Origin of the sequence: Pseudodesulfovibrio mercurii (assembly GCF_000189295.2) — a bacterium.
In the GTDB taxonomy this organism is placed as follows: domain Bacteria; phylum Desulfobacterota; class Desulfovibrionia; order Desulfovibrionales; family Desulfovibrionaceae; genus Pseudodesulfovibrio; species Pseudodesulfovibrio mercurii.
Genome location: NC_016803.1, coordinates 1,967,513 through 1,979,834 on the forward strand (window position 1 = coordinate 1,967,513; position 12,322 = coordinate 1,979,834).

Here is a 12,322-nt window from a genome sequence, read left to right on the forward strand (position 1 = left end):
TTGGGTCCGGGAAAAATCGCCGCACCGCACGGATTTCGCTGGACCGGCGGGGGTGGTCCGCCCTATTTTCGGCCGGGCCCGGTCCGCCGGGCACCCTTCCTCTCCGAGGTACCCATGCGCATCCCCCTGTTCACCGCCCTGTTGCTGACCGCCTCCAACGTGTTCATGACCTTCGCCTGGTACGCCCACCTGAAGGAGCTGAACCAGCGGCCGTGGTACGTGGCCGCCCTGGTCAGCTGGGGCATCGCCCTGTTCGAGTACCTGATCCAGGTCCCGGCCAACCGGCTGGGCTACACGGCCATGACCCTGCCGCAGCTCAAGATCATGCAGGAGGTCATCGCCCTGGCCGTGTTCGCGCCGTTCTGCCTGCTGTACATGCACCAGCCCCTCAAACTCGACTACCTCTGGGCCGCCTGCTGCCTGCTCGGCGCGGTCTATTTCATCTTCCGCTCCTGAGGCCGGGCCGAGCGCCGGAAACCGGCCCCGGCGCGGCGGGGACCGGGCCAGGAATAGTTCCTTCTTGCATTTCTTGCAGCCCCTTGCTACAGCTGCCCCAATGCGAAAACTCGGTCATCCCCATCACAGACGACGCTCCTTTTCCCGCCTGCCGGGCGCGCTCCTGCTCGCCCTGCTGCTGTGCGCGGCCTTTCCCGCGCCCGTGGCCTCGGAGGTCATCGGCACCGTGGACACGGTCTTCCACATGTTCTCGCGCGACGACGACATCGTGGTCGAGGCCTTCGACGACCCGGACGTGTCCGGCGTGACCTGCTATCTGAGCCGGGCGCGCAAGGGCGGGGTCAAGGGCATGATCGGCGTGGCCGAGGACCCGTCCGACGCCTCGATCATGTGCATCGCCACCGGGGACATCTCGGTGCCCGAGCGGGTGTCGAGCGGCAAGGCCGACGGCGAAAAGGTCTTCAAGAAGAGCACCTCGCTGGTCTTCAAGTCCATGCAGGTGGTCCGGTTCTACGACAAAAAGCGGGACGTCCTCGTGTACATGGTCTACAGCGACCGCGTGGTCGAGGGCTCGCCGAAAAACAGCATCACCTGCGTCAGGGTCAAATGACGGGGAGCATGTCATGAGCAGGGACGAATTATCGCGGCTTCTGGGCGACGCCCTGGCCGACCCGGACATGATCCGGAAGGCCATGACCCTCACGGACCGCCCGGCCATGGAGACCTACATCCGGGAGCGGGGCTACGCCCTCGCCCCCGAGGAGATGGACGAGGTCTGGACCCTGGCCCGCGACGTCATGGGCAGCGAGGCCGGGCCCATGAGCGCGGCCCGCTGGCGGCTGACCACCATGGGCGGCGAACATTCCGCCCCGACGGACTAGTCCCGGCTCAGAACCGCCAGAGAATCCGGGCGTAGCCGCCCAGGGCGCTGTCCAGGTCGTGGGACGACTTGTACGTGCCCGCCTTGTTGTACAGCTTGTACTTCCGATTATAGTTGTATTCCGGCCCGATGCTGAAGGTCAGGGCCTTGTTGGGCAGGTAGTCCAGGTAGATGCCTATCTTGGAGCGGACCACGCCGAGGTAGCCGCTGCCGTAGAGCGGGTTGTCCGAGGACAGCCGGTAGGTCTTCTCCTGGGTGGACAGGACGAAGTTCAGGCCGATGTTCTCCGAGCCGGGCTTGCTGTTCCTGACCAGCCCCACGGCCTCCAGGGTCCGGCGCAGGGTCTTCTGCGACACGGCCACGGCCAGGCCGAGCTCCAGGTCGCCGAACAGGTCGCTGCTCAGGGCCGACACGGCCTGGGTCCGGGCGGTGATGCCGAGCATCCAGCCGTCCCAGAAGTCATAGGCCACCCCGCCGTCGAAACCCACGCCCACGGCTCCCGGGGCCACGTCCTCGTAGGAGCAGTCCAGCGCCCCGTTGACCCAGTACCGCCAATTGTCGCCCAGCCGGTTGTTGAACATCCGGGCCTGGACCGAGATGTTTTGGAGCGAATCCCACGGGGTGATCGTGCCCGAGGCCCCGAACCGCCGGGCCAGGGCGGCCCTGTCGGTCCATTCGAAATAGTCGATCTGGTAGGCCAGGTGGAAGATGGAGTAGTCGGCGGACATGGAGGCGCGGTTCACGGTCACGCTGCCCAGCCCGTTGGTGAAATCCGCATTGCCCACGAAACCGAGGTCGGCCTGGAGTTGCAGGTCCTGATTCACGTTGGTGGGCGCGGCCACCAGGAAGCCGGGCTCGTTGCCCATGGACAGGTCGGTGTCGGCCAGGGCGCAGGGCGCGCTGCCGAGCAGGATCAGGAGGATGACGAGGGCGCGCAACATGCGGCGAGAAATACACCGTCGCCCTGGCGAAGGCAATAGCGCCCCCTCGGGCGCGGGGCGCAAAAAGGCCCGGTGCGGCGTGCGCCGGACCGGGCCTGGACATGCGTCTTGCGCGCTGCGGGATCAGGCCCCGCAGCACTTCTTGTACTTCTTGCCGCTGCCGCAGGGACAGGGCGCGTTGCGCGGAATCTTGGCGTCCTTGCGCACGGTGACGGGCTTCTTGTCCTGGGCGGACCCGGAGTCCGTGTACTGCAGGTCGTCGGTGTCCTCGTGCTTGAACTCGTCGTCCTTGACCTCGGCCTGGATGCGCAGGTGGGAGAAGGCGCGCAGGGCGTTCTCCTTGATGGTGTAGACCAGCTCGGAGAAGAGCTCGAAACCCTCGCGCTTGTACTCCTGCTTGGGGTCCTTCTGGCCGTACCCGCGCAGGCCGATGCCGTCGCGCAGGTGGTCCATGTTCAGCAGGTGCTCCTTCCAGTTGCGGTCCAGGGAGTCGAGCAGGAAATAGCGCAGAATCTCCTGGTAGTGCTCGCCGGTGGAGGCACGCAGGTAGGCGAAGATGTCGTCCACCCACTTGTGGGCCTGGTCCATGTCGGGCAGGCCGGACTTGGCCCACTCCGGGAAGCGCTCGAAATTGAAGACCTCCTCCAGGCGGGCGCGCACCGACTCGACCGTCTCCTTGTCCGCCCCGCCCTTGACGTCCAGGGCGGCCTCGAGGATGTCCTCCAGGAGGTCGTCGGCGTACTCGCGGGCGATGGACTCCACTTCCTTGGTCTCCATGAGCTCGCGGCGCAGGCCGTAGATGGCCTCGCGCTGCTGGTTCATGACGTCGTCGTATTCGAGGAGCTGCTTGCGGATCTCGTAGTGGTGCCCTTCCACGCGGGTCTGGGACTTCTCGATGGCGTTGGAGACCATCTTGTTCTCGATGGCCATGCCGTCTTCGAGGCCCAGTTTTTCCATGATGCCCTTGAGGCGGTCGGAGCCGAACAGGCGCATGAGGTCGTCGTCCAGCGCCAGGTAGAAGCGCGAGGAGCCGGGGTCGCCCTGACGGCCCGCGCGGCCGCGCAGCTGGTTGTCGATGCGCCGGGACTCGTGGCGCTCGGTGCCGATGATGTGCAGGCCGCCCAGTTCGCAGACGCCCTCGCCGAGCTTGATGTCCGTGCCGCGGCCGGCCATGTTGGTGGCGATGGTCACCTTGCCCTTGTGGCCCGCCTCGAGGACGATCTCGGCCTCGCGCTCGTGCTGCTTGGCGTTCAGCACGTTGTGCGGGACCTTGAGCTTCTTCAGCAGGTTGGAGATCAGCTCGGACTTCTCGATGGAGACCGTGCCCACCAGGACGGGCTGGCCGCGCCGGTGGCAGTCCTCGATGTCCTCGGCGATGGCCTTGTACTTCTCTTCCTGGGTCTTGTAGATGGAGTCCGGGTTGTCCTCGCGAACCATGGGCATGTTGGTCGGGATGACGATGACCTCCAGCCCGTAGATCTGCTGGAACTCCACGGCCTCGGTGTCTGCCGTGCCGGTCATGCCCGCCAGTTTCTCGTACATGCGGAAATAGTTCTGGAAGGTGATGGACGCCAGCGTCTGGTTCTCGGCCTCGACCTTGACGTTCTCCTTGGCCTCGATGGCCTGGTGCAGACCGTCGGACAGGCGGCGGCCCGGCATGAGGCGGCCGGTGAACTCGTCCACCAGAACCACCTGGTCGTCCTTGACGATGTACTCCACGTCGCGCTGGAAGCAGTGATGCGCCTTGACCGCCTGGAGCACGTGGTGCTGGAGGGCGATGTTCTGCGGGTCGAAGAGGTTGTCCAGGCCGAGCAGCCCCTCGACCTTTTCCACGCCCGCGTCGGTCAGGGTGATGGACTTGGTCTTCTCATCCAGGACGAAGTCGCCGTCGGGCACGGCGTCCTTGTCCTCGGGGTCCGTGGGGCTCGACTTGACGAGCTTGGGCACGATGGCGTCCACGCGGCGGTACAGGCCCGACGACTTCTCGCCCGGGCCGGAGATGATCAGCGGGGTCCGGGCCTCGTCGATGAGGATGGAGTCCACCTCGTCCACGATGGCGAAGTTGAGCGGCCGCTGGACCAGCTGCTCCTTGTAGAACTTCATGTTGTCGCGCAGGTAGTCGAAGCCGAACTCGTTGTTGGTCCCGTAGGTGATGTCGGCCCGGTAGGCCTCCTGGCGCTCCTGATCGTTCAGGCCGTGGACGATGACGCCCACGGTCAGGCCGAGGAAATTATACAGCTGGCCCATCCATTCGGCGTCGCGCCGGGCCAGGTAGTCGTTGACCGTGACCACGTGCACGCCCTTGCCGGACAGGGCGTTGAGGACCACGGCCAGGGTGGCGACCAGGGTCTTGCCCTCGCCGGTCTTCATCTCGGCGATCTTGCCCTGGTGCAGGACGATGCCGCCGATGAGCTGGACGTCGAAGTGGCGCATGGGCGGGTCGAAGGCGCGTCTGCCCGCCTCGCGGACCAGGGCGAAGCACTCGGGCAGCAGGTCGTCCAGGGTCTTCTCGCCCGCAGCCACCTGCCCCTTCCAGGCCGCGACCTTGGCCGGAAAATCGATGTCGGCCAGGGCCTCCATCTCCGGTTCGAGCGCGTTGATCCGCGCGATGATCGGCGTGAGCTTCTTGAGGTATCGGTCGTTCTTGGAACCGAAGATCTTTTTGAACATGTATGGGTTCTCCAGAAAATCTTTGGCGGCCGGGGAGAGCGCGGCCGCGAACGCTGTAGTGCAAGATAACGTCGGGGAGGGGAAAGTCAACGCGACAATCGCGTGACAAAGCCCCTTTTCGCCCGGCGCGAACAGGGATAGCACAAACCGGGTCGGGCGTAAAAGGGCCGGTCCGGGCGGGAAATCAGGCCGGGCGGTCGCCGTCCACCACGGACGCGGCCCCGCGCAGGCGCACGTACCAGGCAGCGCCCACGGCCCAACCCAGGACGGACACGCCGCACTGGACCGGAAGATGGAGCCACCGGGCATAGAATTCGGTGACCGGGCTCATGGGAGCCGCGGTGTGCGGGATATCCATGGGCAGCCGCCGGGCCGCCCACCACAGCAGCGCCGTCAGGAACAACGTCCCGGCGACCGGGCGCGACAATGCCCAGGAGCGCCGAAAGGACACGCGGTCCCCCACGGCCGCGCCCGCCAGGGTGAACCCGAAGCGGACGAGCAGGTGCAGCAGCGGCATGGCCGCCAGGTGGTAGGAGGCGGCCCAAAGCGGATAGACGTTCATGTCGAACAATGGCCCGGCCAGCCACTGCACACCCCGGCCGAGCAGTCCCCAGGCCTGGTCGAAGCAGAGATAATAACAGAAGGCGTAGGGCAGCGCCCGCAGGAACCGACGCGAAAAGTCCGGACAAAAAAACCGACGCTCCCCCTCCCCGTGCAGCACGGCGTTCGCCACGACCACGAGCAGGCCCAGGTGCAGCAACATCCTCAGTATGGACCACGACCGGCCGCCACGGAGAGCGGAACCCCGGTCATTCGCTCCAACGGCACCAGCTTGAAGGCGAGCGCCCACAGGTACAGACACGCGGCGCTCACGGCATAGAACGACGGGTCGGCCCGCAACCGTCCCGCAACCATGCAAAGGACCCCGCCGATCCGCCCCAGGGACGCCCGCCAGGCATCCTCGGCCTGCAGAAACCAGGGGATGGACACGGGCTCAACCCCCTTCCGCCGGACTCGACGCCGCGTCTTCGCGGACCGCGATGGCATACCACACGACCGTCAGGGCAAAGAGCGGCGGGACGAACAGGGAGGTCAGCAGGGAGAGGGCCACGGTCCAGGCCAGGGGGCCGGGGGAGGCGAACCACTGCGCCATGCCCCAGTCCAGCCCCGCCAGCGGGGCGAAGGGCGCCCCCAGGAGAAGCAGCCCGGACAGCAGCATGGCCAGGCCCCGCCCATGAGTCAGCCGGAAGGACCGTTCGAGCGGCGACTTGCGCCCGTCCACCACGGCGGCCGGGACCAGAATGAGGCGCAGGGCCAGCCAGACGGCGGGCAGGCAGGACACGGCCGTGACCACCAGGCGCGTCCCGAACCCCACGTCGGCAAGGGGCGTGTCCAGGAACATCCCCAGGACCGCCATGCCCGCGAGGGTCAGAATGACGGCGAAGACGCCCACCAGGGCGAAGACCGCCGCCGAGTACAGCCCGTACAACAGGAACTTTTTTCAGGAACGCCCGCGGCAGACGGCGGGCGTCGCCCTCCCCGTGCAGCAGGGCGTGCAGGAGGGCCACCTCCACCGGTATGAGCAGGATGGAAAAGGGCAGGCCGTACACGAACCATTCCAGCAGGTCGGCATCGGGCCGCAGCCAGTCGAGGGAGTCCCGGACCAGGCCGATGGCGGCCAGAAGGAGAAACGGGACGAGCAGCAGCCGCCGGCGTTCGGCGAGGAGCGTGAGGGCGCGTCGCGCCGCGACCCACGGGGACGGATTCGTCACCGCCTACCTGTCCTCCGGCAGGTCCGCGTACGGCCCCACGCCCGCTCCGCGCGCCGGGCCGGGGGCGGTTCCGGGCTCGGCGGAGAACCGGAATGCGGCCCCGGAACCGACGCCCGGTGCGGCCGCGCGCAGGCGGAGCTTCTCGTACCAGACCGCGTTCATGACCAGCAGGACGATCCAGGAGAACAGGTCGAGGACCAGCAGGACCAGGAACGACACGGCGGTCCCCGCGCCGATCCCCCCGCCCCCGTCCTTCATGGCGGAACCGATGACGGCGACCTCGAAGAGCCCGGTCAGGATCATGACCGGCAGGACCACGGTCAGCATGGACCAGAACATACGCCAGGCGTGGCCCCTGGTCAGGGCCAGGGCCTCGCGCACCCCAACCACGTGGCCCACGGCCGCGCCGGGGATCATGACCATGAGCCGCAGGATCAGGCCGACGACGAAGGCATAGACCACGACCCCCGCGACCATGAACAGCGCGAGCAGGGACGGGTTGAACCCGGCCGGATCGGCGGGATCGTGGGGCAGGACCGCATAGGCCACGGCCGCCAGCGGCACCCCGACCGCGAGCATGACGCCGAACATGACGGCCACGATGATCAGGCCACGGACAAAGACGCGGCCCATGGCGGGCCAGAAGGGTTGCGGCAGGACCGTGCCCGCCCCCCGCTGCATGGTCACGGCCAGGTGGTTGGACGCGGTCATCAGGAAGAGCGTGACCAGGACGTGAAGGACCACGGACAGCGCCACGGCCGGGCCGTACCAGGAACGCGCCAGCGCGGGCAGGACCGTGACCGTCGGCAGGAGCACCAGGCTGACCAGGAGCAGTCCGAGGAACGCCCATTTCCGCCTCCAGCTCAGGGCCACGGACTCCCTGACCACGGCCCACGGCGAGATCTTGTTCGACATGTCTATTCCTCCCCGGCGGTCTGTTGTTGCGCGTCCGTCGGCGTCCCGGCGGCGCGCAGGCGGAGCTTCTCGTACCAGATGATGAAGGCCGCGAAGGTGAACCACATCACGGCCGTGCCCGCGACCATGAACCCCAGGTTCGCGGGCGAGAATGGATCGAAGGTCCGGGCCTCCACGGCCGGGCCGTTGACGACCTGCATGGCCCCATTCAGGAGGAGGAACGGCAGGGTGAACAGGAGCATCCGCAGGGAATGGCCCCGGGTCATGCGCCAGGAGAGCCGGAAGGAGGACTCGTCGCCCATGACCGTTGCGGGCAGAACCGGCCACCAGCGCACCGAGAAAAAGGCCAGGGGCAGCATGACCGCCGCCACGGTGAGCAGGGTCATGGCGAAGGACGGCTCCGCCCCTTCCGGCGCAGGCCACAGGATGACCACCGCCGCCACCATGACGACCCCGCACAGCATGCCCGCCCCCATGACCATGAACATCAGCAGGAACCCCCGGCCCAGAAAGCGCAGGTACCGGCCGAGGAAATGGTCGGGCAACAGGCCGGGGCGTTCGCGCAGGGCCGACAGGGAGTCGTGCAGCACCACCACGTACACGGCCGCCCCCGCCAGCAGGGAGAGGAGCCAGACCGTCAGGGTGAGCCCGTTGAACGGTTGGGCGGGATCCACGGAACCGGAAAGATAGATCGAGGGCGCCCCGGCCGCGAGCACGCCCAGCGCCCCGCCCAGATAGACCCGCCCGCGCAACCGCATGAGCCGCAGGGCGTCCACGGCCACTTCCAGGGGCGATATCCTGTCTCCCGCCACAAGTACCTACCTTATGGTTTCAAGCCAGTGGCCCACCTCCACGCGGTCCGGGGCCGTGGCCGAGAGCTGGGCCAGACAGGCGGAGCAGCCCGAGAGGACCACGTCCGCACCCTTGAGCGCCTCCCAGCAGGCGCGGTTGACCGGTTCGGTCAGGCCGGGCGCGGCCAGGCGCATGACCCCGCCGAAGCCGCAGCACTGCTCGTCCGTAACCCTGACCAGCCGGTCGCCCAGGAGCGCCCGGAGCCAGGTCCGGTCCGGGTCGTCCTTGCCCGCGTGGCACGGGTGGTGGTAGCCGAGCCGGTCCGGTGCATTGTCGGATATCATAAATTCTATGCCCCGTACAGCCACCGACAAGGGCAAAAGCGCCTGGTTCCACTGCGCCTTTTCCCCGTCGGACTCGAAGGCGTCGTAGGCCCGCAGCCCGGCCAGGCAGGAGGCGCAGAACACGGCCACGCGCGGCCGCCCGGCCTCGCGCCAGACCGCCACGTTGCGCCGGGCCATCTCCCCGGCCTCGTCCGCGAACCCGGCCCCCTTCAGCCCCGAGCCGCAGCAGGCGAAGTCGCCGGGCAGGACGTCCGCGCCCAGGCCGTCCAGCAGCCGCAGGGCGGCCGTGAGCCAGCGGCCCTGCACGTAGTTGGCCGTGCAGCCCGCGAACAGGAGCATGCGTTCGCCGCGCCAGTCGTCGGGGAAGGCCCTGGGCGTGAGGAAGGGATCGAGGCCCGGCCCGCCGGTCATGCCCGCGAGCATCTTGAGCATGGGCCCGAGCTTCTCGGTGCGGAACCGCTCGGGGATGAGCGCGGCGGCCTTGGAGCTGGGCGACCAGAGCTGGCGGGCGCGGGTCAGCCAGGTCTTCCACAGCCAGGACTTGAAATTCGGGTGCGCACCGCGCAGGGCGGCCACCAGGCCGGGCACGTCCTGACCCTGGGAGCAGACCTCGCGGCACCGGCCGCAGCCCAGGCAGAGCCCGGCCAGCCGGGCGGCGTCGGTCTCGGACAGCTTGTCCGGGTCCTCGGCCAGGACCCGGCAGAGGTCGGACTTGGAACGCGGCCCGAGTTCCTCGCGGCCCGTGGCCTTGAGCAGCGGGCAGGCCTGGAGGCACTTGCCGCACAGGATGCAGTGGGAGACGTGTTCGGAAACGGGGTCGGCCATGGTCCGCCTACCACCCCTTACCGGGGTTCATGATCTCGTGGGGGTCGAAGACGCGGCGCACGGTCTCCATGAAATGGAGCTGGTCCGCGCCGAGCTGCTCGGGCACGAAGGAGGCCTTGGTCAGGCCGGTGCCGTGCTCGCCCGAGATGGTCCCGCCCAGTTCCACGGCGGCCCGGAAGAGCCGCTCCTTGACCTGGTGGGCGGCGCGGACCTCCTCGGGGTGGGCCGCGTCGTGCATGATGTTGGTGTGGATGTTGCCGTCGCCCAGGTGGCCGTAGCAGAGCACGGGCAGCCCGGCGTCGGCCCCGGCCTTTTGGGCGATGCGCACCAGCTCGGGCACGCGGCCGCGCGGCACGGCCAGGTCCTCGGAAAGCTTGTCGGGCCGGAGCCGGTAGGAGCCGGGCGAGATGTCCCGGCGGGCGGCCCAGACCGCTTCCTCGGCCTCGCCCTCGCCCACCTCCAGGGAGACCGGCCCCACGGCCGCAAGCGCCGCCTCGAGCCGTCGGATCTCGGCGGCCACGCCCTCGGCCGTGCCGTCGAACTTGAAGAGCAGCGCGGCCTGGGCCTGCGGGGCCAGGGGGATGTCGCCGCCCAGGCGCACGGCCTTGATGGTGGTCACGTCCATGAACTCGCAGGCGCAGGGCAGGAGCCCGGCCCCGAAGACGGCCATGGCCCCGTTCATGGCCCCGTCCAGGTCGGCGAAGCCCACCAGCACGGAGCTGGAGGTCTCGGGCAGGGGGATGAGCTTGACCGTGGCCCGGGTGATCAGGCCGAGCTTGCCGTCCGCGCCGACAAAAAGGCGCTTCAGGTCCAGGCCGACCACGTCCTTCTGGGCCCGGCCGCCCATGGTCAGGACCTTGCCGCCGGGGAGCACGGCCTCGATGCCCAGGACCCAGTCGCGGGTCACGCCGTACTTAACGGCCCGCAGCCCGCCCGCGCAGGTGGAGATGTTCCCGCCCATGGTGGAGATCTTCACGCTGGCCGGGTCCGGGGGATAGAAGAGCTTCTTCGCGGCGCATGCCTGCTGGAAGTCCGCCGTGATCACGCCGGGCTCCACCTCGGCGGCGAAGTCGCGTTCGCTGATGTCGAGGATGCGGTTCATGCGTAGCAGGGACACGGTCACGCCGTGCAGGAGCGGCACGGTGTTGCCCACCTGCCCGGTGGCCCGTGCGCGCGGATAGAGCGGCATGCGCTCGGCGTCGGCCCAGCGCAGGAGTTCGGCCGCCTGGTCCCGGCTCTCGGGCCGGACCACGGCCCAGGGCATGGACCGCTCGCGGCTCGCGTCCGTGGAAAAGGCGTTCATTTCCTCGGTGTCGAGGACGCACCCGTCGCCGGGGAAGAGATCGGTCAGGAACGCCCGGTGGGCGTCTGTCAGGGAGGTGGCGTAATTCGGCATGCGCCGAGCCTACGAGTACGATTATCGAGTGTCAATGACATGAGAGGCGGGATGGGGGATGGAGCCTGCGGCTCCGCGCTGAAGAGCGCGCCTGCGGCGCGGAGAGCCGGGATGGAGCTGCGCTCCTCCCTCCGAGAGCCAGCGAGGCGGTTGCACCGCCTCGGCTTCCATGCCCTCCCGGCGGGGTCCATTTTTTTGCTGGCCCAAAAAAATAGACGAAAAAAAGGGCCTTGCGGGGGGAGCGGCCGCCCGGGGAGGGGGCGCAAGAATCCGATCCGCTCGGGGCGGCTCCATCTGAGCAAAAGTATAGTGCGACTCCCGGAGCGGAATGCCCCCTTTTGGGAAAGACCGAGCCTCGAAGGGACAAGAGCCGCCACCCCTTCGCGGTCGGCTTCTACGCGCCCCCTCCAGGGCTGTGACGGTGCGGTGAAGAGGTGCGGGGGGGGACGCGGCGGGGCGTGCGTTTTGGTGGGGCCGAGAGCCGCTGTCGGGTGCCGGGGGCACCCGAGTCGCTCCAGTGGGTGCGAGTTGGGGGAGTGTGGGCTTGGGGATGGGGGTTGAAGGCGGGAGTTTGCGTTGGGAGAGCCATGAAAGGGAAGGAAATGTGGGGGCTCCTACACCTCCCGCGACGCGTTTCTCCTGAGTCCCCAATTTTTCCCAGGGCCGCCGCCAAGGCGGTCCGCCACCCCCCTGTCGCGAGTGCGGCCAAACCCGCTGTGCTCTTTTCAAGCCCGTCTACAGACGAGGCCCCCCAACCTCCACCGCGCGAGCGCGGCCCAATTTTTCTCACCCCGCCTCTTCGTGCCCGGCCATTCGTCCCGGCCCACTCCCCACACCCGAAGAGCGGTAGTCGGCGGCGGACCCTAGAGCCCGTGTTCGGCGGCGAAAGCGCGGGTTTGAGCGCGTCTGCGCAGCAGACATTCGCTCACAACCAGCGAAAGCCGCCTACGGGCTCTTGGGTCCGTCGGCGGGCGGCAGCACCGAAGCGCAGTTTTTGCTTCCTTTTTTCTGCGCCGGCAAAAAGGAAGTCGCCGTAAAGGCGAAATACGATGTGAGGATGACAGTCCTCAGCTCCGACGCGGATGCGCGGATAAATCCAAGGAGTCTCTCCCTCCCAGGCCCGCCGCAGGGCGATCCACTACAACACCGCCGCGCAAGCGCGGACAACTTCTCGACTTCAGACCTCTTCGTACCCGGCCATCCGCTCCGGCCCACTCCTCGCACCCGAAGAGCGGTAATGGGCGGCGGACCCTAGAGCCCGTGTTCGGCGGCGAAAGCGCGGGTTTGAGCGCGTCTGCGCGGCAGACATTCGCTCACAACCAGCGAAAGCC

Annotated in this window: 12 protein-coding genes; 3 read left to right on the plus strand and 9 right to left on the minus strand. The window is 68.1% G+C overall.

The annotated features are described in order from the left end of the window. Positions 1–114 precede the first annotated feature (114 nt). The 3 genes from DND132_RS08940 to DND132_RS08950 all read left to right on the plus strand — a co-directional run bounded on the left by DND132_RS08940 (position 115) and on the right by DND132_RS08950 (position 1,337). Complete coding sequence (locus DND132_RS08940; RefSeq protein WP_014322402.1) at positions 115–456, plus strand: DMT family protein; 342 nt, start codon at positions 115–117, stop codon at positions 454–456. A 100-nt stretch (positions 457–556) separates the two neighbouring features. Continuing rightward, positions 557–1,066: a CreA family protein gene (locus DND132_RS08945; protein WP_014322403.1), complete on the plus strand. Its 510-nt coding sequence runs from the start codon at positions 557–559 to the stop codon at positions 1,064–1,066. A gap of 13 nt (positions 1,067–1,079) precedes the next feature. Beyond that, the gene (locus DND132_RS08950; RefSeq protein WP_014322404.1) at positions 1,080–1,337 is read left to right on the plus strand and encodes a hypothetical protein; all 258 of its coding nucleotides are present in this window, start codon (positions 1,080–1,082) and stop codon (positions 1,335–1,337) included. A gap of 7 nt (positions 1,338–1,344) precedes the next feature. Here the strand turns inward: DND132_RS08950 and DND132_RS08955 are convergent, their stop codons facing one another. The 9 genes from DND132_RS08955 to DND132_RS08995 all read right to left on the minus strand — a co-directional run bounded on the left by DND132_RS08955 (position 1,345) and on the right by DND132_RS08995 (position 10,991). Beyond that, on the minus strand, positions 1,345–2,277 hold the full coding sequence (locus tag DND132_RS08955; RefSeq protein ID WP_014322405.1) for a hypothetical protein: 933 nt from the start codon (positions 2,275–2,277) through the stop codon (positions 1,345–1,347). Positions 2,278–2,400: 123 nt separating this feature from the next. Beyond that, positions 2,401–4,947: a preprotein translocase subunit SecA gene (secA, locus tag DND132_RS08960; protein ID WP_014322406.1), complete on the minus strand. Its 2,547-nt coding sequence runs from the start codon at positions 4,945–4,947 to the stop codon at positions 2,401–2,403. Between the two features lie 184 nt (positions 4,948–5,131). Continuing rightward, positions 5,132–5,710 (minus strand): hypothetical protein, encoded by a 579-nt coding sequence (locus tag DND132_RS08965; RefSeq protein ID WP_014322407.1) that lies wholly within the window; start codon positions 5,708–5,710, stop codon positions 5,132–5,134. Between the two features lie 2 nt (positions 5,711–5,712). Further along, positions 5,713–5,937 (minus strand): hypothetical protein, encoded by a 225-nt coding sequence (locus DND132_RS08970; RefSeq protein WP_014322408.1) that lies wholly within the window; start codon positions 5,935–5,937, stop codon positions 5,713–5,715. A gap of 4 nt (positions 5,938–5,941) precedes the next feature. Further along, complete coding sequence (locus DND132_RS08975; RefSeq protein WP_014322409.1) at positions 5,942–6,436, minus strand: hypothetical protein; 495 nt, start codon at positions 6,434–6,436, stop codon at positions 5,942–5,944. Positions 6,437–6,722: 286 nt separating this feature from the next. Beyond that, on the minus strand, positions 6,723–7,634 hold the full coding sequence (locus DND132_RS08980; protein ID WP_014322410.1) for a hypothetical protein: 912 nt from the start codon (positions 7,632–7,634) through the stop codon (positions 6,723–6,725). Between the two features lie 2 nt (positions 7,635–7,636). After that, on the minus strand, positions 7,637–8,446 hold the full coding sequence (locus tag DND132_RS08985; RefSeq protein WP_014322411.1) for a hypothetical protein: 810 nt from the start codon (positions 8,444–8,446) through the stop codon (positions 7,637–7,639). A 6-nt stretch (positions 8,447–8,452) separates the two neighbouring features. Beyond that, positions 8,453–9,595 carry a (Fe-S)-binding protein gene (locus tag DND132_RS08990; RefSeq protein ID WP_014322412.1) on the minus strand — a complete coding sequence of 381 codons (1,143 nt, stop codon included), beginning with the start codon at positions 9,593–9,595 and terminating at the stop codon, positions 8,453–8,455. A 7-nt stretch (positions 9,596–9,602) separates the two neighbouring features. After that, complete coding sequence (locus tag DND132_RS08995) at positions 9,603–10,991, minus strand: FAD-binding oxidoreductase (protein ID WP_014322413.1); 1,389 nt, start codon at positions 10,989–10,991, stop codon at positions 9,603–9,605. Positions 10,992–12,322 lie beyond the last annotated feature (1,331 nt).

What these genes read in the sequence shown, in the direction of transcription:
- DND132_RS08940 (WP_014322402.1), top strand. Translation starts at nt 115, where the DNA reads ATGCGCATCCCCCTGTTCACCGCCCTGTTGCTGACCGCCTCCAACGTG.
- DND132_RS08945 (WP_014322403.1), top strand. Translation starts at nt 557, where the DNA reads ATGCGAAAACTCGGTCATCCCCATCACAGACGACGCTCCTTTTCCCGC.
- DND132_RS08950 (WP_014322404.1), top strand. Translation starts at nt 1,080, where the DNA reads ATGAGCAGGGACGAATTATCGCGGCTTCTGGGCGACGCCCTGGCCGAC.
- DND132_RS08955 (WP_014322405.1), bottom strand. Translation starts at nt 2,277, where the DNA reads ATGTTGCGCGCCCTCGTCATCCTCCTGATCCTGCTCGGCAGCGCGCCC.
- secA (WP_014322406.1), bottom strand. Translation starts at nt 4,947, where the DNA reads ATGTTCAAAAAGATCTTCGGTTCCAAGAACGACCGATACCTCAAGAAG.
- DND132_RS08965 (WP_014322407.1), bottom strand. Translation starts at nt 5,710, where the DNA reads ATGTTGCTGCACCTGGGCCTGCTCGTGGTCGTGGCGAACGCCGTGCTG.
- DND132_RS08980 (WP_014322410.1), bottom strand. Translation starts at nt 7,634, where the DNA reads ATGTCGAACAAGATCTCGCCGTGGGCCGTGGTCAGGGAGTCCGTGGCC.
- DND132_RS08990 (WP_014322412.1), bottom strand. Translation starts at nt 9,595, where the DNA reads ATGGCCGACCCCGTTTCCGAACACGTCTCCCACTGCATCCTGTGCGGC.
- DND132_RS08995 (WP_014322413.1), bottom strand. Translation starts at nt 10,991, where the DNA reads ATGCCGAATTACGCCACCTCCCTGACAGACGCCCACCGGGCGTTCCTG.